16 protein-coding genes are annotated in these 18,036 nt (G+C 69.1%); 4 read left to right on the forward strand and 12 right to left on the reverse strand.

Going from position 1 to position 18,036, the window contains the following annotated elements; all coding sequences use genetic code 11:
- The first annotated feature begins 194 nt into the window (after positions 1 to 194).
- Positions 195 to 794, forward strand: coding sequence for an NAD(P)H:quinone oxidoreductase (gene wrbA / locus A5700_RS01940; RefSeq protein WP_068069111.1), 600 nt, complete (start codon positions 195 to 197; stop codon positions 792 to 794).
- Positions 795 to 877: 83 nt separating this feature from the next.
- Here wrbA and ilvC read toward each other — a convergent pair whose 3' ends face one another.
- From ilvC to A5700_RS01955, 3 genes are all read right to left on the reverse strand, one after another.
- Complete coding sequence (gene ilvC / locus A5700_RS01945; RefSeq protein ID WP_068069130.1) at positions 878 to 1,879, reverse strand: ketol-acid reductoisomerase; 1,002 nt, start codon at positions 1,877 to 1,879, stop codon at positions 878 to 880.
- A gap of 97 nt (positions 1,880 to 1,976) precedes the next feature.
- Positions 1,977 to 2,486, reverse strand: coding sequence for an acetolactate synthase small subunit (ilvN, locus tag A5700_RS01950; protein WP_068069108.1), 510 nt, complete (start codon positions 2,484 to 2,486; stop codon positions 1,977 to 1,979).
- Positions 2,486 to 4,303 carry an acetolactate synthase large subunit gene (locus A5700_RS01955; protein ID WP_231973764.1) on the reverse strand — a complete coding sequence of 606 codons (1,818 nt, stop codon included), beginning with the start codon at positions 4,301 to 4,303 and terminating at the stop codon, positions 2,486 to 2,488. Before A5700_RS01955 ends, ilvN begins: the two co-directional genes overlap by 1 nt.
- 387 nt (positions 4,304 to 4,690) lie before the next feature.
- Here A5700_RS01955 and A5700_RS01960 point away from each other — a divergent pair, with 387 nt between their 5' ends.
- Positions 4,691 to 5,029 carry a PH domain-containing protein gene (locus tag A5700_RS01960; RefSeq protein WP_068069103.1) on the forward strand — a complete coding sequence of 113 codons (339 nt, stop codon included), beginning with the start codon at positions 4,691 to 4,693 and terminating at the stop codon, positions 5,027 to 5,029.
- A gap of 12 nt (positions 5,030 to 5,041) precedes the next feature.
- On the opposite strand, the gene A5700_RS01965 is transcribed toward A5700_RS01960, so the two are convergent.
- Positions 5,042 to 5,902 carry a DoxX family protein gene (locus tag A5700_RS01965; RefSeq protein WP_068069100.1) on the reverse strand — a complete coding sequence of 287 codons (861 nt, stop codon included), beginning with the start codon at positions 5,900 to 5,902 and terminating at the stop codon, positions 5,042 to 5,044.
- A gap of 207 nt (positions 5,903 to 6,109) precedes the next feature.
- Here A5700_RS01965 and A5700_RS01970 point away from each other — a divergent pair, with 207 nt between their 5' ends.
- Entirely contained in the window at positions 6,110 to 7,240 is a 1,131-nt protein-coding gene (locus A5700_RS01970) for a PQQ-dependent sugar dehydrogenase (protein ID WP_082960439.1), read from the forward strand.
- 18 nt (positions 7,241 to 7,258) lie between these two features.
- On the opposite strand, the gene gatB is transcribed toward A5700_RS01970, so the two are convergent.
- The 5 genes from gatB to A5700_RS01995 all read right to left on the reverse strand — a co-directional run bounded on the left by gatB (position 7,259) and on the right by A5700_RS01995 (position 13,048).
- On the reverse strand, positions 7,259 to 8,773 hold the full coding sequence (gene gatB, locus A5700_RS01975; RefSeq protein WP_068069097.1) for an Asp-tRNA(Asn)/Glu-tRNA(Gln) amidotransferase subunit GatB: 1,515 nt from the start codon (positions 8,771 to 8,773) through the stop codon (positions 7,259 to 7,261).
- A gap of 61 nt (positions 8,774 to 8,834) precedes the next feature.
- The gene (locus A5700_RS01980; protein ID WP_068069094.1) at positions 8,835 to 9,866 is read right to left on the reverse strand and encodes an ATP-dependent 6-phosphofructokinase; all 1,032 of its coding nucleotides are present in this window, start codon (positions 9,864 to 9,866) and stop codon (positions 8,835 to 8,837) included.
- A gap of 43 nt (positions 9,867 to 9,909) precedes the next feature.
- Entirely contained in the window at positions 9,910 to 11,391 is a 1,482-nt protein-coding gene (gene gatA, locus A5700_RS01985) for an Asp-tRNA(Asn)/Glu-tRNA(Gln) amidotransferase subunit GatA (protein ID WP_068069090.1), read from the reverse strand.
- The gene (gene gatC / locus A5700_RS01990; protein ID WP_068069086.1) at positions 11,388 to 11,687 is read right to left on the reverse strand and encodes an Asp-tRNA(Asn)/Glu-tRNA(Gln) amidotransferase subunit GatC; all 300 of its coding nucleotides are present in this window, start codon (positions 11,685 to 11,687) and stop codon (positions 11,388 to 11,390) included. The genes gatA and gatC overlap by 4 nt, the downstream gene beginning before the upstream one ends.
- A gap of 116 nt (positions 11,688 to 11,803) precedes the next feature.
- Positions 11,804 to 13,048 (reverse strand): glycosyltransferase, encoded by a 1,245-nt coding sequence (locus A5700_RS01995; RefSeq protein ID WP_068069082.1) that lies wholly within the window; start codon positions 13,046 to 13,048, stop codon positions 11,804 to 11,806.
- 215 nt (positions 13,049 to 13,263) lie between these two features.
- On the opposite strand from A5700_RS01995, the gene A5700_RS02000 reads away from it, so the two are divergent.
- Entirely contained in the window at positions 13,264 to 13,920 is a 657-nt protein-coding gene (locus tag A5700_RS02000; protein WP_156671039.1) for an amino acid-binding protein, read from the forward strand.
- A gap of 1 nt (position 13,921) precedes the next feature.
- Here A5700_RS02000 and A5700_RS02005 read toward each other — a convergent pair whose 3' ends face one another.
- The 3 genes from A5700_RS02005 to A5700_RS02015 form a co-directional block, all read right to left on the reverse strand.
- Positions 13,922 to 16,834 carry an RND family transporter gene (locus tag A5700_RS02005; RefSeq protein ID WP_068069076.1) on the reverse strand — a complete coding sequence of 971 codons (2,913 nt, stop codon included), beginning with the start codon at positions 16,832 to 16,834 and terminating at the stop codon, positions 13,922 to 13,924.
- A gap of 7 nt (positions 16,835 to 16,841) precedes the next feature.
- Positions 16,842 to 17,279, reverse strand: coding sequence for an MmpS family transport accessory protein (locus A5700_RS02010; protein WP_231973763.1), 438 nt, complete (start codon positions 17,277 to 17,279; stop codon positions 16,842 to 16,844).
- A gap of 129 nt (positions 17,280 to 17,408) precedes the next feature.
- The gene (locus A5700_RS02015) at positions 17,409 to 18,020 is read right to left on the reverse strand and encodes a TetR/AcrR family transcriptional regulator (RefSeq protein WP_231973762.1); all 612 of its coding nucleotides are present in this window, start codon (positions 18,018 to 18,020) and stop codon (positions 17,409 to 17,411) included.
- Between the last annotated feature and the right edge of the window lie 16 nt (positions 18,021 to 18,036).

Consider the following 18,036-nt stretch of genomic DNA (forward strand, 5'->3'; position numbering starts at 1 on the left):
GGGTTTCGGCGACGGGGCGCACCCGCACCTCGGCGCGGGCGGCGACGGCTCGGCGCGGGCGACCGGCGGCGGCGGCTCGACGGGGGCGGCGCGGGCGGCTCGGCGGGGGTTTGTCGCTACGAGGCGGGCACTTCGCCAACCACTTCCCGACCGGTCCACTACGCCCGCGACCTCCCCGGCCCTACGATGGCGCCGTGACGAAACTCGCGATCATCTACTACTCCGCCACCGGCCACGGCACCACGATGGCGCGCCGCGTCGCCGCCGCGGCGCAGGCCACCGGCGCCGAGGTGCGGGTGCGCCCCGTCGCCGAAACCCTGCCTCCGGAGTCGTTCGCGCACAATCCCGCGTGGACGGCGAATTACGAAGCCACCAAAGACCTTCCGGCCGCGACCGGCGACGACATCGGCTGGGCGGACGCCGTCATCTTCGGCTCGCCGACGCGCTTCGGCTCCCCCGCAGCGCAATTGCGCGCCTTCCTGGACTCCCTGGGCGGCCTGTGGGCGCAGGGCAAGCTCGCCGACAAGGTGTACGCCGCTTTCACGTCGTCGAACACGCTGCACGGGGGCCAGGAGACGACACTGACCTCGCTCTACACCACGCTGATGCACTTCGGCGGCATCATCGTCCCGCCCGGCTACACCGACCCGCTGAAATTCGTCGACGGCAATCCCTATGGAGCCAGCCTGCTCACCACCCACGACAACATCGACAAATTCGACGACGCCACCAACGACGCGCTGGACCACCTGGCCCGCCGCGTGGTGACCATCGCCGGCCGCCTGGCGGCCTAGCCGCGAACGCGAAATCGACGCCAGCGCGGCGGTATCTCGAAAGTCCGCGCGCTGACGTCGATCTCGACGAAGTACCGAAGGACCTAAGCGGTCTCGGTGATCGGGCGGTCCACCCAGCTCATCAGGTCGCGCAGCTTCTTGCCGGTGACCTCGATGGGGTGCTCGGCGTTTTCCTTACGCAGCGCCTCGAGCTGCTTGTTGCCGCCCTCGACGTTGGCGACCAGCTTCTTGGTGAAGCTGCCGTCTTGGATGTCGCGCAGGATCTCGCGCATCCGCTCCTTGGTGCCGGCGTCGATGACGCGCGGGCCCGACAGGTAGCCGCCGAACTCCGCGGTGTCGGACACCGAGTAGTTCATCCGGGCGATGCCGCCCTCGTACATCAGGTCGACGATCAGCTTGAGCTCGTGCAGCACCTCGAAGTACGCCATCTCCGGCGGGTAGCCCGCCTCGACCATCACATCGAAACCGACCTTCACCAATTCCTCGGTGCCGCCGCACAACACGGCCTGCTCACCGAACAGGTCGGTCTCCGTCTCGTCCTTGAACGTGGTCTTGATGACACCGGCCCGGGTGCCGCCGATCGCCTTGGCGTAGGACAGCGCCAGCGCCTCGCCCTCGCCGTTGGGGTCCTGGTCGACGGCGATCAGGGCGGGCACGCCCTTGCCGTCGACGAACTGGCGGCGCACCAGGTGGCCGGGGCCCTTCGGGGCGACCATCGCGACGGTCACGTTTGCCGGCGGCTTGATCAAGTCGAAGTGAATGTTGAGGCCGTGCCCGAAGAACAGCGCGTCGCCGTCTTTGAGGTTGGGCTCGATTTCGTTCTTGAAGATGTCGGCCTGCGCGGTGTCGGGCGCCAGCAGCATGATGACGTCGGCCCACTTGGCGACCTCGGCCGGGGTGTCGACCTCCAGCCCCTGCTCTTCGACCTTGGCGCGGGACTTCGAGCCCTCCTTCAGGCCGACGCGGACCTGCACGCCCGAGTCGCGCAGGCTCAGCGAATGGGCATGCCCCTGACTGCCGTAGCCGATCACACCGACCTTGCGGCCCTGGATGATCGACAGGTCGGCGTCGTCGTCATAGAACAGCTCTAATGCCTCGGTTGGCACTTCGATTTCTCCTTTGTGTTTATTGGCGAATAACTACTTAGCTGTGTTTATTGGCGAATAACTACTTAGCGAAAAATCACTTGGCGGTGCCGATTCCCCGCGGACCGCGCGACAACGACACCACACCCGATTCGACGATCTCGCGGATGCCGAACGGCTCCAGCACCCGCAGCAGCGCCTCGATCTTGCCGCGGTCGCCCGTCGCCTCGATGGTCAGGGCCTCGGGCGAGACGTCGATGACCTTGGCGCGGAACAGGTTCACCGCCTCGATCACCTGGCTGCGGCTGCCGGCGTCGGCGCGCACCTTGATCAGCGCCAGTTCGCGAGACACCGCGTTGCCTTCTTCGAGCTCAACGATTTTGATGACGTTGATCAGCTTGTTGAGCTGCTTGGTGATCTGCTCGAGCGGAGTCTCCTCGGCCGAGACGACGATGGTCATCCGGGACATGTTCTTCGTCTCGGTGCCGCCGACGGCCAACGACTCGATGTTGAAGCCGCGGCGCGAGAACAACGCGGCGATGCGGGCGAGCACACCGGGCTTGTCCTCCACCAACACCGACAGCGTGTGCGTTTTTGCTCCGGTCATCAGGCGTGCCCTTCGCTCTCGTCGTCGAACAGCGGGCGGATGCCGCGCGCGGCCTGGATCTCGTCGTTGCTGGTGCCGGCCGCCACCATCGGCCAGACCTGCGCGTCGGCACCGACGATGAAGTCGATCACCACCGGGCGGTCGTTGATGGCGCGCGCCTGGTTGATCGCGGCCTCGACGTCTTCCTCACGCTCACAACGGATTCCGACGCAGCCGAGCGCCTCGGCGAGCTTGACGAAGTCGGGGATGCGCCGCGAGTGGGTGGCCAGATCCGTTTGGGAGTACCGCTCCTCGTAGAACAGCGTCTGCCATTGGCGCACCATGCCCAGGTTGCCGTTGTTAATCAGCGCCACCTTGATCGGGATGCCCTCGACGGCGCAGGTGGCCAGTTCCTGGTTGGTCATCTGGAAGCAGCCGTCGCCGTCGATCGCCCACACCTCGGCCTCGGGCCGCGCCATCTTCGCGCCCATGGCGGCCGGAACGGCGAAGCCCATGGTGCCGAGCCCGCCGGAATTCAGCCAGGTGCGCGGCTTTTCGTAGGAGATGAACTGTGCGGCCCACATCTGGTGCTGGCCGACGCCGGCCACGTACACCGCGTCGGGCCCGGCGATCTCGCCGAGCTTGGAGATGACGTATTCCGGGCTCAGGCTGCCGTCGCTCTGCGGCCCGTAGCTCAGCGGGTAGGTGGACTGGACCTGGTCCAGGTAGGCCCACCACTCGGTCATGTCGACGGCACCCGGGATCTCGCGCTGGCGCAGCATGGCGATCAGCTCGGTGATGACGGCTTTGACGTCGCCGACGATGGGCACGTCCGCGTGGCGGTTCTTGCCGATCTCGGCCGGGTCGATGTCGGCGTGAATGACCTTGGCCTCCGGGGCGAACGTCTCGAGCTTGCCCGTCACCCGGTCGTCGAAGCGGGTGCCCAGCGCGATCAGCAGGTCGCTGCGCTGCAACGCCGCTACCGCGGCGACGGTGCCGTGCATGCCGGGCATGCCGAGGTGCTGGCGGTGGCTGTCCGGGAACGCGCCGCGCGCCATCAGCGTGGTGACGACGGGGATACCGGTCAGCTCGGCCAGTTCGAGCAGCTGCTCGGTCGCCTCCCCGCGAATGACGCCGCCGCCGACGTAGAGCACCGGTTTGCGGGCGGCCGCGATCAGCTTGGCGGCCTCCCGGATCTGCCGGCCGTGCGGCTTGGTGTTGGGCTTGTAGCCGGGCAGGTCCAGCCGCGGCGGCCAGCTGAACGTGCACTGGGCCTGCAGCACGTCTTTGGGGATGTCGACGAGCACCGCGCCCGGGCGGCCCGACGCCGCGATGTAGAACGCCTCGGCGAGCACCTGCGGGATCTCGTCGCCGGAGCGGACGAGGAAGTTGTGCTTGGTGATCGGCATCGTGATGCCGGAGATGTCGGCCTCCTGGAAGGCGTCCGTGCCGATCAGCGAGCGACCGACCTGGCCGGTGACCGCGACCACGGGGATCGAGTCCATCTGGGCGTCGGCCAGCGGCGTCACCAGGTTCGTCGCGCCGGGGCCCGAGGTGGCCATCATCACGCCGACCTTGCCGGTGGCGTGGGCGTAGCCGCTGGCCGCGTGGCCGGCGCCCTGCTCGTGGCGGACCAGCACATGGCGCAGCTTCTTGGAGTCGAACAACGGGTCATACACGGGCAGCACGGCGCCGCCCGGGATCCCGAAGATGACCTCGACGCCGAGCTCCTCCAACGAGCGGATCACCGACTGTGCGCCGGTAAGTTGCTCGGGCGCAACACGTTTCGGGTGACTGGTGGGGGCGGCCGCGGGTGTTTCCGCCGCGTCCGTGGCGATGTCGGCGGCGCGCTGCGGCTCGGTGGCGTGCGACCTGGTGGGAGCGCTCACTGTGGTTCGGTGTCCTTATTCACTCTGGGAGTCTCGCTGGGGGCAACAAAAAACCCCCGACAGCTCTTCTGCTGCACGAGGGTTGCGCGTTGGTGGATAGCTGAAATGCTGACGAGCTAGTCAGGCACCAACGCGCCGACTAATTACTACGAGCATCCCGGGCTGTCCGGCGGTATCCATAACGTCCGACGGTAGCCTTCGCACAGCTCAGCCGTCAAATCCCGGCCCTTCGCCGGGGGCCGCCCGGGTCACGGCGGATGAAATGATGGGCGGGTGGCTACCGGTTCACCCTCCCCAACGCCGTCCCAGACGCCCGTCGTCATCAGGGTGTCCCCGATGGCCCACCTGGCCGTCGGCTTCCTGACATTGGGGTTGCTGATCCCGCTGACCGTGTGGGCGCCGTCGGCGGTGCTGCTGGTGATCCCGGTGGTGTTGTCGGCGATGATCGTGCGGTTGCGCACCGTCGCCGACGATGGCGGCGTCACGGTGCGCACGTTGCTGGGCAGCCGCCGCCTGGCCTGGGGCGACATCGACGGCCTGCGTTTTCACCGCGGGTCGTGGGCGCGGGCGCGCCTGAAGAGCGGCGCCGAGGTGCGGTTACCCGCGGTCACCTTTGCGACGCTGCCGCAGCTGACCAAGGCCAGCGCGGGTCGCGTGCCGAATCCCTACGAGTGACGCCAGCGGAGGTCAGCCGATCGGGTTGACCCCGTTGAGCAGCACCCACACCCCGACGCCGGCCGCGATGCCGGCCAGCAGGGCGACGAAGGAGCCGATGAAGGGGCGGTGCGCCCAGCCCCGGCCGGCGTCCAGGCCGTAGCGGCCGGGTCCGGACAGGATGACCGCGACGGCCATCACGATGAGGGTGAGCTGGTATTCGTGCCCGTCGGGCAGAAAGTACGTGAAGGTGTGGGTGTGCGGCCGCGCCGAGACGGTGGCCAGCAGGCCGTTGATCAGGAACGCCAGCGCGCCCGCCGCCGCCACCGGCGTGAACAGGCCGAGGACCAGCAGCACGCCCGCCACGGTCTCGCCGCCGGCGCTGACGTAGGCGAGGATGTCGGCGTGCTGATAGCCGACGTCGGACAGTGAGTTTTTGAACCCGGTGACGCCCGCGCCGCCCCACCAGCCGAACAGCTTCTGCAGTCCGTGGGCGATGAGCACCGCGCCGAGCCCGACCCGCAGGACCAGCAAACCGAGGTGCTGGGTGCCGCGGCGACCGAATTCGTGCACCCGGTCGTGGTGTTCGTCCGCGTCGACGTCGGCGGAATCGACGGCGGTGTGCCGCGATACCGACTGCGGCTGGACATAGGGCAGCGGCTCCTGCTGATCGAGCGCGTGGTAGCCGGCGGCCCCCGAGCCCGCCACGGCGGCGTGGTGGCCATAGGGGATGACGGTGGTGGTTCCGGTGCTGGGGTGGAAATCACCGGGGTAACCGATGGGCGTCAGATCATCTTCGGGATCGACCAGGCGCGCAGAGACGGGGCGTCCCGGAATCGGCTCGGAAGCTTCGCCGGGCCGCTGCCAAGGTGCGTCATTCGGTTGACTGCTCACGGGTGTCAGGGTAAGGGCATTCGCCCCTAGATTGGGGATTTGAGCGGCGCTTTCGCCAGGCAATCGGCGGTTTGCCCGCCAAACGGGGCCCAAATCACCGCGCGGGGGCGTCCGGGGGGCCGAAATGGCGCCGTCGGCCGCCGCCGACGGCCGTCCTGACGGGACGTGTGTGGCGGCGCCGCCGCCGGTATCCGTAGCCTTGCGGTCATGCGACTTGGGCGATCGAGGCGGTCGATTCGGCGCGGATTCACCGCGCTGTGTGCGGTCGCGCTGCTCTCGAGCGGTTGCGCCCGGTTCAACGACGCCCAGTCGCAACCGTTCACCACGGCGCCGGAGCTCAAGCCGCAACCCAGTTCGACCCCGCCCCCGCCGCCGCCGTTGCCGCCGACGCCGTTCCCCAAGGCCTGCCCGGCGCCCGGCGTGATGCAGGGCTGCCTGGAGAGCACCAGCGGCCTGATCATGGGTCCCGACAGCAAAACCGCGTTGGTTGCCGAGCGCACCACGGGCGCGGTCAAGGACATCTCGGTGAGCGCCGAACCCAAGGTGAAGATGGTGATCCCGGTCGATCCGTCCGGTGACGGCGGCCTGATGGACATCGTGCTGTCGCCGACCTACCCGCAAGACCGCCTCATGTACGCCTACATCAGCACCCCGACCGACAACCGGGTGATCCGGGTGGCCGACGGCGACATCCCCAAAGACATCTTGACCGGAATCCCCAAGGGCGCCACCGGCAACGCCGGCGCGCTGACCTTCACCAGCCCCACCACCCTGGTGGTGTTGACGGGCGACGCGGGCAACCCGGCGCTGGCTGCGGACCCGAAGTCTTTGGCGGGCAAGGTGTTACGCATCGAGCAGCCGACCACCATCGGTCAGGCACCGCCCACGACGGCGCTGTCCGGCGTCGGCTCCGGTGGCGGCTTGTGCATCGACCCCGTCGACGGCTCGCTCTACGTCGCCGACCGCACCCCGACGGCGGACCGGTTGCAGCGCATCACCAAGACCTCGGACGTGTCGACGGTGTGGACCTGGCCGGACAAGCCGGGGGTGGCGGGCTGCGCGGCGATGGACGGGACCGTGCTCGTCAACCTGATCAACACCAAGATGACCGTCGCGGTCCGGCTGGCGCCGGCGACCGGGGCGGTCACCGGTGAACCCGACGTCGTCCGCAAGGACACGCATGCGCACGTCTGGGCGTTGCGGATGTCCCCGGACGGCAACGTGTGGGGCGCGACGGTCAACAAGACCGCCGGCGACGCCGAGAAACTCGACGACGTGGTGTTCCCGCTGTTCCCGCAGGGCGGCGGTTTCCCCCGCAACAGCGACGACAAGAGCTGAGCGGCAAGGACTTTCGCGCTAGCCCTGCCCGCAGGCGGCCAGGACCAGTTCGCGGACCCGCGCCGCGTCGGCCTGGCCGCGGGTAGCCTTCATCACCGCGCCGACGATCGCGCCGGCCGCGGCCACCTTGCCGCCGCGAATCTTCTCCGCGACGTCGGGGTTGGCTGCCAGCGCCTCGTCGACCGCGGCCTGGGTCACCGAGTCGTCGCGCACCAGGGCTAGGCCGCGGGCGGTCATGACCTCGTCGGGCTCACCCTCGCCGGCCAGTACGCCCTCCACGACCTGGCGGGCCAGCTTGACCGACAGCTTGCCCTCGTCGACCAGCGCCACCACCGCGGCCACCTGCGCCGGGGTGATGGCCAGTCCGTCCAATGCCACGCCGGCCTCGTTGGCCTTTTGCACCAAGAAGTTGCCCCACCACGCGCGGGCCTGCTCGCTGGACGCGCCGTGTGTGACCGTCTCGGCGACCAATTCGACGGCGCCGGCGTTGACCAGGTCGCGCATCACCTCGTCGGAGACGCCCCACTCCTGCTGAATTCGCTTACGGCTCAACCAGGGCAGCTCGGGGATGGTTTCGCGCAGCCGCTCGACGAGCTCGCGGCTGGGCGCGACGGGCTCCAGGTCGGGTTCGGGGAAGTAGCGGTAGTCCTCGGCGGTCTCCTTGACGCGGCCCGGGCTGGTGTAGCCACCGGTCTCGTGGAAGTGCCTGGTTTCCTGGATGATTCGGCCACCGGATGCCAGCACCGCGGCCTGCCGCTGCATCTCGTAGCGCACGGCGACCTCGACGCTTTTCAGCGAGTTGACGTTCTTGGTTTCGGTGCGGGTGCCGAACTCGACCGTGCCGATCGGCCGCAGGGACACGTTGGAGTCGCAGCGCATCGAGCCCTGGTCCATGCGCACGTCGGATACGCCCAACCCGCGCAACAGGTCCCGCAGGGCCGTCACGTAGGCGCGGGCGATCTGCGGGGCCCGCTCCCCCGCGTTCTGGATCGGCTTGGTGACAATCTCGATCAGGGGAACGCCGGCGCGGTTGTAATCGATCAACGACGTCGTGGCGCCGTGGATCCGGCCGGTCTCGCTGCCCAAGTGGGTCAGCTTGCCGGTGTCCTCCTCCATGTGCGCCCGCTCGATCTCGACGCGCCAGGTGCTGCCGTCGTCAAGCGGGGCGTCCAGATAACCGTTGATGGCGATCGGCTCGTCGTACTGGGAGATCTGGTAGTTCTTCGGCTGATCCGGGTAGAAGTAGTTCTTGCGCGCGAACCGGCACCACGGCACGATCTCGCAGTTGAGCGCCAGCCCGATCCGGATGGCCGACTCCACGGCGGCCTGGTTGACCGTCGGCAGCGAGCCGGGCAGGCCCAGGCAGATCGGGCACACCTGCGTGTTGGGTTCGGCGCCGAAAGTGGTGGCGCAGCCACAGAACATCTTGGTGGCGGTGGACAACTCGACGTGCACCTCGAGCCCGAGCACCGGATCGAAGCGGGTGAGGACCTCGGCGTAGGGCATGAGATCGGCGTCGGCAGCAACACTCATGCCGCCGATCCTAATGGTGATCGCGAGCGCCGCGAAGCGGGGCGACGCGGGGCGAAGCGGGTCAGCCGAAGAACGCGACGGCGTCGTCGTAGCGGCTTTGCGGCACCAGCTTGAGCTGGCGCACGGCGTCGGCCAGCGGCACGCGGCCGATGTCTTGCCCCCGCAACGACACCATCTGCCCGTACTCCCCCGCGTGCGCGGCGTCGGCGGCGTTGACGCCGAATCGGGTGGCCAGCACCCGGTCGTACGCGGTGGGCGTCCCGCCGCGCTGGACGTGGCCGAGCACGGTGACCCGGACGTCCTTGTTGATCCGCTTCTCCACCTCGGCGCCGAGCTGGGCCGCGACCCCGGTGAACTTCTCGTGGCCGAACTCGTCGATCCCGCCCTCGCGCAACGAGATCGAGCCCGCGATGGGTTTGGCGCCCTCGGCGACCACACAAATGAAGTGTGAATCCCCGCGCTGGAAGCGGCGTTTGACCAGGCGGCACACCTCTTCGACGTCGAAGGGCTGTTCGGGAATCAGCGTCATGTGGGCGCCCGAGGCCAGGCCCGCGTTGAGCGCGATCCAACCGGCGTGGCGGCCCATCACCTCCACCAGCATCACGCGCTGATGGGATTCGGCGGTGCTGTGCAACCGGTCGATCGCGTCGGTGGCCACCGTCAACGCCGTGTCGTGGCCGAAAGTCACGTCGGTGCAATCGATGTCGTTGTCGATCGTCTTGGGCACGCCGACCACGGGCACGTTCTCCTCGGAGAGCCAGTGCGCGGCCGTCAGGGTGCCCTCGCCGCCGATCGGGATGAGGACGTCGATGCCGTTGTCGTCGAGGGTCTGCTTGATCTGGTCCAGCCCGGCGCGCAACTTGTCCGGATGCACCCGCGCGGTGCCCAGCATGGTGCCGCCCTTGGCCAGCAGCCGGTCGTTGCGGTCGTCGTTCTGCAGCTGCACGCGCCGGTTCTCCAGCAGCCCGCGCCACCCGTCCTGGAAGCCGACCACCGACGAGCCGTAGCGGGAGTCACACGTGCGCACCACCGCCCGGATGACGGCGTTGAGGCCGGGACAGTCGCCGCCGCCGGTGAGAACTCCGATCCGCATCCCCTCATCTTGCCCTGCCGGTCGCCGGCAGCGCAGCGAAAGCTCAGACGGCCGAGGGCAACGCCCCCCGAGCGGCCTCGTACGCCGCGCCCACCCGGTAGAGGCGGTCGTCGGCCAACGCGGGCGCCATGATCTGCAGCCCCACCGGCAGGCCGTCGTCCGGCGACAGGCCCGACGGCACGGACATGCCGCAATGCCCGGCCAGGTTCAGCGGCAGCGTGCACAAGTCGAACAGGTACATGGCCAGCGGGTCGTCGACCTTCTCGCCCAGCCCGAACGCCGTGGTCGGGGTGGCCGGCGAGACGACCACGTCCACCGATTCATACGCCCGGTCCAGGTCGCGGGCGATCAGCGTGCGCACCTTCTGCGCCTGGTTGTAGTAGGCGTCGTAGTACCCGGCCGACAGGGCGTAGGTGCCGATCATGATGCGGCGCTTGACCTCCGGCCCGAAACCGGCGGCGCGGGTCAGCGCCATCACCTCCTCGGCGCTGTGCGTCCCGTCGTCGCCGACCCGCAGCCCGTACCGCATCGCGTCGAAGCGGGCCAAGTTGCTCGACACCTCCGACGGCAGGATGAGGTAGTAGGCGGCCAGCGCGTGTTCGAAGTGCGGGCAATCGACTTCACTCACCTCGGCGCCCAGGCTGGACAGCTGCTCGACGGCGGCCTCGAAGGAGGCCAGCACCCCCGGCTGGTAACCCTCGCCGCGCAGCTGCTTGACCACCCCGACCCGCACGCCCCGCAGGTCGCCCGCGGCGCCCGCGCGGGCTGCGGCGACGACGTCGGGCACGGGCGCGTCGACGGAGGTGGAGTCCAGCGGGTCGTGGCCGGCGATCACCTGGTGCAGCAGCGCGGTGTCGAGCACGGTGCGCGCGCACGGGCCGCCCTGATCCAGCGACGACGCGCACGCCACCAGCCCGTAGCGGGACACGGTGCCGTAGGTGGGCTTGACGCCGACCGTCGCGGTCAGCGCGGCCGGCTGGCGGATCGAGCCGCCGGTGTCGGACCCGATGGCCAACGGGGCCTGGAAGGCGGCCAGCGCCGCCGCGCTGCCGCCGCCGGAGCCCCCCGGCACGCGTTCGACGTTCCACGGGTTGCGGGTGGGGCCGAAGGCCGAGTTCTCGGTCGAGCTGCCCATCGCGAACTCGTCCATGTTGGTCTTGCCCAGAATCGGGATGCCGGCGGCGCGCAGCCGCGTGGTGACGGTGGCGTCGTAGGGCGACCGCCAGCCCTCGAGGATTTTCGATCCGCAGGTGGTGGGCATGTCGGTGGTGGTGAACACGTCCTTGAGCGCGAGCGGCACCCCGGCCAGCGGCGACGGCAACCGTTCGCCCGCGGCCACCGCCTCGTCGACGACGGCCGCCGCGGCAAGCGCCTCGTCCGCGGCGACGTGCAGGAAGGCGTGGTAGCGATCGTCGGTCGCGGCGATCTGGTCCAGGCACGCCTGGGTGAGCTCGACCGAGGACAACTCCTTGGCGGCGATCCGGGCGGCCAGCGTCGCGGCGTCGGACCGGACGATGTCGTTCACTCGCTGTCCCCCAGGATCTGCGGCACCGCGAACCGGCCGTCGGCCGCCTCGGGCGCCTGGTCCAGCGCCTCGGCCTGCGTCAGGCAGGGGGCCGGCTCGTCGGGGCGGGTGACGTTGACGCTCTTGAGCGGGTTGTCGGTCGCTTCGACGCCGGTGACGTCGACCGCCTGCACCTGGCTGACGTGGGTCAGGATGGCGTCGAGCTGCCCGGCGAAGCTGTCGAGTTCGCCGTCGGTCAACGCCAGCCGGGACAGCCGGGCCAGGTGCGCCACCTCGTCGCGGGAGATCTGGGACACGAGCGCAAAGCCTATCGGGATCGGGCCCGCGAACGTGAAGCTGGCCGCACGCTCGGCGCCAGCGTGAAGCTAACCGCACGCTCGACGGGGACGGCCCGCTCATCGCGACGCCGCGCTCACGCAGGCACCCTGTCGAGCAGGCTGTTGTAGATGGCGATGATCTTCTGGGTCTGCAGCGACTGCCGGCCGGCGTCGCGGTGGGCGGTGACCACCCGGGTCATCCGGCGCAGCGTGTCGCGATCCTCGGCGAGGGCGCGGATCGCCGCCGCCAGCGCATCAGGCGACGGGTCGGCGGCCAGGACGCCGCCGCCGTCGGGCACCGTCTCCCCCAGCGCGGGATCGCAATAGATCACGGGCAGCGACATCGCGACCGCCTCCAACAGGACGAGTCCCTGGGTGTCGAAGTCGTAGGACGTGAACAGCAGCGCGTCACCCGACTTCATCGCGACCAGGCAGTCCTCGCGGTCGACGCGGCCGTGCAGGCGCACCCGGTGCGAGAGGCCGGCGGCGTCGATCCTCTTGCGCATCGACGGCTCGAGGTGGCCTTCGCCGTAGATGTCGAGCGTGCAGCCGTCGACCCGGGCGACGGCTTCGAGCGCGGCCAGGGCCCGCTTCTCCGACGACAGGCGCCCGCACCAGATCAGCCGCAGCGGCGCACCGTCCGACGGGGCGGCCACGTCGACTTGCCGGGCCCGGTCGATGACGTCGTCGTCGACGCCGTTGGAGATCGCCGAGATCGGCCGGCTGACCCCGCGGCGGGCCAACGTCTGCGCGAAGTGTCGCGTCGGCGTGATCTCGTGGTCGACGGCCTGCGCGTGGGCCACCATCAGGCGCCAGGCCAGCCGCGAAGCCGCGGTCTCCTTCGCCGGGGTCAGGGTGAAGTCCGGCGAGATGTGCCGCTTCTGCATCTGGGCGAACAGCAGCGCCAGCGGCAGCGGCGTGGCGGTGGCTTGCTCGAAGTACACGTCGAAGCGCGTGTGCTTGGTCTGCACCACCGGGACCCCGTGCCGGCGCGCGGCCGCCACGCCCGCGATCGCGACGCCGAGGTCGCCCTGCGTGTGCACGATGTCGATGGGCGCCCGGGTGCGAAACGCCTTGTCGATGATCGCGCGATTGGTTTTGGACGGCCACACGAAGACGAAGTCGTCGTGGCGGCCCAATGCGCGCATCAGTGGGGCGATCAACGGCACGGGCTTGAGTTCGACCACGCCGGGGTCCCGATCGACCGAGTGGGCCATCGGCGCGGTGAAGACGGTGACCTGGTGCCCGCACTGCTCCAGCGCACGACGCTGAGTGGCCACCGATACCTGCGTCCCGCCGAGACTGTCGGGGTGGAGGTCGGTGAAGAGGGCGACATGCATCAAGGGACTCCAGAAGTTAGGTCGGTTGGGCGCTCATCGGCGCTGGTCAACGGCGTACGACCTGACGCGTTCGCTGATCGCGCGGAAAGGTCAAGTAGCCGCAGCCGCCATCCTACTGAGCGCCACGCCGCCGGGCGGTCGGTCGCCGGTGAGCGCGGGTCGCGAGGGGTTGTGCGGAAATGCCACGCGCGCCGCACTGTGCGACAGTGTTGGCCGTGCCGTCGTATCTGTTACGCATCGAGCTCGTCGACCGCCCGGGCAGCCTGGGGTCGCTGGCCGTGGCGCTCGGGTCGGTGGGCGCGGACATCTTGTCGCTCGACGTCGTGGAACGCAGCTCCGGATACGCGATCGACGACCTGGTCATCGAGCTGCCGCCGGGGGCGATGCCCGACACCCTGATCACGGCCGCCGAGTCGCTGTCCGGGGTGCGCGTGGACAGCGTGCGCCCGCACACCGGCCTGCTGGAGGCGCACCGCGAGCTGGAGCTGCTCGACCACGTCGCGGCCGCCGAGGACAACGCGACGCGGTTGCAGGTGCTCGCCGACGAGGCGCCCAAGGTGCTGCGGGTCAGCTGGTGCACGGTGATCCACGGCGGCGACGGACTCCTCGAGCGGCTGGCCGGCAGCCCCGGCGCCCCCGAGACGCGGGCCGACTCGGCCCCCTGGCTGCCGATCGAGCACGCCGTCACGCTGGACAACACCGCCGACTGGGTGCCGCAGGCGTGGCGCGACATGGACACGACGATGGTCGCCGCCCCGCTCGGCGACGCGCACACCGCGGTGATCCTGGGCCGCCCCGGCCCCGAGTTCCGGCCGTCGGAGGTGGCCCGGCTGGGTTACCTGGCCGGCATCATCGCCACGATGCTGCGCTGAGTCAGCGCACAGCCGCCGGTTCGGGGGTGGGGGCCACCGCCTCGTCGTCGTCCTCCCACAGCAGCAGCTGACGCACCGCCGGGCGCGGCCCGTAGGGCCGCAGCATCGTGCTGGCCGGGCGTGGGCGCACCCGTTGCGGCCACCAGAACCAGCGGCCCAACAGCGTCGCCACGGCCGGCGTCATGAACGACCGCACGATCAGCGTGTCGAACAGCAGCCCCAGGCCGATCGTCGTGCCGATCTGCCCGAGCACCTGGAAGCCGCTGAACACGAAGGCGCACATGGTGAGCGCGAAGACGAGCCCGGCGGAGGTGACCACCGAGCCGGACCCGGCCATGGCGCGGATGACGCCGGTCTTCAAGCCGGCGTGGATCTCTTCGCGGAACCGCGAGATCAGCAGCAGGTTGTAGTCGGATCCCACCGCCAGCAGCAAGATGACGGCCAGCGCCAGCACCACCCAGTACAGCTGGATGCCGAGCATGTACTGCCACACCAGCACGGATAACCCGAACGACGCACCCAACGACAGCGCCACCGTGCCGACGATGACCAGCGCGGCGATCAGGCTGCGCGTGATGATCATCATGATGAGCAGGATGAGGCTGAGCGCCGCGAACGCCACGATCATCAGGTCGTACTTGGCGCCGCCCTGGATGTCCTTGTACGTCGCGGCGGTCCCGCCGAGGTAGACCTTGGCGTCGGCCAGCGGCGTGCCCTTCAAGGATTCGTGCGCGGCCTTGGTGATCGGGTCGATGTGCGAAATGCCCTGCGGCGTCGCGGGATCGCCGTCGTGGGTGACGATCATCCGCACGGCCTTGCCGTCGGGCGACAGGAACAGTTTCAGGCCGCGCTTGAAGTCGGGGTTGCTGAACACCTCGGGCGGCAGGTAGAAGGTGTCGTCGTTCTTGGCGGCGTCGAACGCGCGCCCCAGCGCCGTCGCGTTGTCGATCGCGGCCGCCGTCTGCGCGTAGATACCCGACAGGGTGGCGTAATTGGCCAGTGTCAGATCGCGATTGGTCTGCTGGCTGGCGATCTGCGGCGGTATCAGCCCCACGAGTTGGGGCTGGAGCGCGTCCAGCTTGTCCAGGGTGGCCGTCAGGTTCTCGAATTTCTCGGTGAGCTGGTCGATCCCGTCGAGGGCGTCGAACAGCGACCGGAACGCGAAGCAGATCGGGATGTCGTAACAGTGTTTCTCCCAATAGAAATAGGAGCGGACCGGCCGGAAGAAGTCGTCGAAGTTGGCGATCTTGTCGCGCAGGTCCTTGATCGTGTCGATCGTGTCGTGGAAGTTCTGCGCCTCGCTGTGGGTGCTGTCGGCGAGCTGCTGCTGCAAGACGTACTGCTGTTTCAAGATGTTGATCGTCTTGCCCAGTTCGCCGGCCTGGCGCAGCAGGTCGTCGGCCCGATCCCGTTGGTAGGTAAGGTTTTCCTGCTGGGCGGCGCTTTGATTGCTCACCACGAACGCCAGCGAGCTGTGGTCGAGCGGGGTGCCCAGCGGTCGCGTGATGGTCTGCACCTGGGCGACGCCGGGGACGTGGAAGACGCCCTTGGCCACCCTGTCGATCACCAGCATGTCGGCGGGGTTGCGCATGTCGTGATCGGCTTGCAGCATCAGCAATTCGGGCTCCAGCCGGGCCCGCGAGAAGTGCCGCTCGGCGGCGGTGTAGCCGATGTTGGCCGGGGCGCTCTGCGGCATGTAGGGGCGGGTGTCGTAGCTGGTGGTGTAGCCCGGCAATGCGAGCAGACCCACCAGGGCCAGTGCGCTCGCCGCCGCGAGGACGGCGCCCGGCCAGCGGACGATCGCGGTGCCGATCCGCCGCCAACCCCGGGTCTGGATGGCCCGCTTGGGGTCGAAGACACCCACCGACGAGCCCAGCGCCAGGATGGCAGGGCCGAGGGTGAGCGCGGCGAGCAGGGCGACGACGATGCCCAGCGCCGCCGGGATGCCCAGGCTCTGGAAGTACGGCAGCCGGGTGAAACTCAGGCATGCCACCGCGCCCGCGACGGTGAGCCCGGAGCCCAGCACGATGTGGGCCGTCCCGTGATACATGGTGTAGAAGGCCGATTCGCGATCCTCGCCGGATCCGCGCGCTTCCTGGTAGCGGCCGACGAAGAAGATCGCGTAGTCCGTCCCGGCGGCCACCACCAACAGGGTCAGCAGGTTGGTCGCGTACGTCGACAACCCGATGACGCCGGCGTTGCCGAGGAAGGCGACGATGCCGCGCGCGGCGGACATCTCGATGAGGACCGTGGCGAGCGTCAACAACGTGGTGAACACCGAGCGGTAGACGAAGAACAGCATCAGCGCGATCATCCCGATGGTGATCGTGGTGACCTTGGCGGTGCCCTGGCTACCGACGTCGAATTGGTCGGAGATCAGCGGGGCGGGGCCGGTGACGTAGGTCTTGAGCCCCGGCGGCCGCGGGGTGTGGTCGACGATATCGCGAAGCGCGCCAACGGATTCGTTGGCCAACGCCGAACCCTGGTTGCCCGCCGTGTTCACCTGGACGTAGGCGGCCTTGCCGTCGCTGCTCTGCGAGCCTGCCGCGGTCAGCGTGTCACCCCAGTAGTCCTGGACGTGTTCGACGTGCTTGTGGTCCTGCTCGAATTTGCGGATCAGCGAGTCGTAATAGCGGTGGGCGTCCGCGCCGAGCGGCTGGTCACCCTCCAAGACGATCATGGCGGTGCTGTCGGTGTCGAACTCGTGGAACGACTGGCCGATCGCCTTGATTGCCTTGAGCGACGGCGCATCTGGCGAATTCAGCGCGACGTTGTGGGTCTTGCCGACCTCTTCGAGTTGCGGCACCGCGATGTTGGTGATCGCGGCCAGCGCGACCCAGAGCAGCAGGATCGGCAGGGCGAGGCGCCGAATGGTGCGCGGTATCCGCGCCCGCTGGGGTCCGTCAGTGCTCATAGGGCGGTCATCCCGACTTGTCTAGGCAGAAGGTGTAGGCGTCGGCCTTGTGGACGGTGCGTTCGTCCTTGACAGCGCCGTTGACGGTGATGCGGCAGCCGAGGGTGTCCCCGTCGCCCTGCGCCACGACGTTGCCCACGATCGCGGGCTCGGTGCTGGTGATGGTGAACGACCACGGCAACGGCGCGTTCGTCACCTGCTGCGGCTGGGCGTTGACGTCAAGGTAGTTGATGGTGGCGGTCGCGCCGGGCGCGCCGAACACCTCGAGCACCACCTGTTTGGGGTTGAACGGAACGATCTCGTTGGACAACCCGCTGTTGGCCGAGGTGTTGTCCGCGGAGCCGAAGATCCCGTGCAGGCGGTAAATGGCGAATCCCGAGATCGCGACCACGAGCACCGCGACCAGCACCATCCACCGCCGGGCGAGGAGGTTGGACACGGGCATCGCCTTCACGCGCCGGCCTTTCGGTGGTCGGGTGTTCACCATCGCTTGGGTGCTGCGCTCGCCGCCGAACCTGGGCGGCAGCTATGACAGTACGGTACTGGACCGTACTGAACAAGGGACTCGCCGTGCTTACCCGGCGGTGTGCGTCAGGCCCGGGATGAGGAACCCGTCGACCAGGGCCTGCACCGTCCGGCGGGTGGGTGGGCGCCCCGGGATGATCGCCCGGAAGATCAGATAACCGGGCAGCAGGTCCCACAATTCGTCGTCGGCGGCGGCGTCCTCGGCGATCTCGCCGCGGTCGATGGCCTGTTGCAGCACGTGACGAATCACGGCCTTGCGCTGCTTGAGGAATTGCTCTTGCATGGCCTCGTTCAGCGCGGGGTGCCGGGACACCTCGACCATCACCGCGCGGATGGTGCTGGCGTGTTCGCGGCCGTGCTGGCCGCAGGCCTCCCCCAGCAGCAGCAGATCACCGCGCAGGGTGCCGGTGTTGGGCGTGGGGGCGACCTGACGGACGCCCTCGATGAAGGCGGCCAACACCAGTTCGGCCTTCGACGGCCAGCGTCGGTACACGGTCGCCTTGCTGGCGCGCGCCGCGGCCGCCACCGCGTCCACCGTCAACTGGTCATAACCGTGTTCCTGCAGCAGTTTCAGGGTGGCCGCCAAGATCTCCGCCTCGCGGGGTGACCAGGGCGACGCCTGCGCGCACGGGTCGGCCGTCTGAGTCATAGCGCCCACCATAGAACCGGCGGCGGGG

Origin of the sequence: Mycobacterium sp. E1214 (assembly GCF_001666755.1) — a bacterium.
Taxonomy (GTDB): domain Bacteria; phylum Actinomycetota; class Actinomycetes; order Mycobacteriales; family Mycobacteriaceae; genus Mycobacterium.

Coding starts and splice junctions, on each gene's coding strand:
- ilvN (WP_068069108.1), bottom strand. CDS start 2,486: ATGACCGGAGCAAAAACGCACACGCTGTCGGTGTTGGTGGAGGACAAG.
- A5700_RS02015 (WP_231973762.1), bottom strand. CDS start 18,020: ATGGTGGGCGCTATGACTCAGACGGCCGACCCGTGCGCGCAGGCGTCG.
- A5700_RS01960 (WP_068069103.1), top strand. CDS start 4,691: ATGGCCCACCTGGCCGTCGGCTTCCTGACATTGGGGTTGCTGATCCCG.
- A5700_RS02005 (WP_068069076.1), bottom strand. CDS start 16,834: ATGAGCACTGACGGACCCCAGCGGGCGCGGATACCGCGCACCATTCGG.
- A5700_RS01980 (WP_068069094.1), bottom strand. CDS start 9,866: ATGCGGATCGGAGTTCTCACCGGCGGCGGCGACTGTCCCGGCCTCAAC.
- A5700_RS01995 (WP_068069082.1), bottom strand. CDS start 13,048: ATGCATGTCGCCCTCTTCACCGACCTCCACCCCGACAGTCTCGGCGGG.
- A5700_RS02010 (WP_231973763.1), bottom strand. CDS start 17,279: ATGCCCGTGTCCAACCTCCTCGCCCGGCGGTGGATGGTGCTGGTCGCG.
- gatB (WP_068069097.1), bottom strand. CDS start 8,773: ATGAGTGTTGCTGCCGACGCCGATCTCATGCCCTACGCCGAGGTCCTC.
- A5700_RS01970 (WP_082960439.1), top strand. CDS start 6,110: ATGCGACTTGGGCGATCGAGGCGGTCGATTCGGCGCGGATTCACCGCG.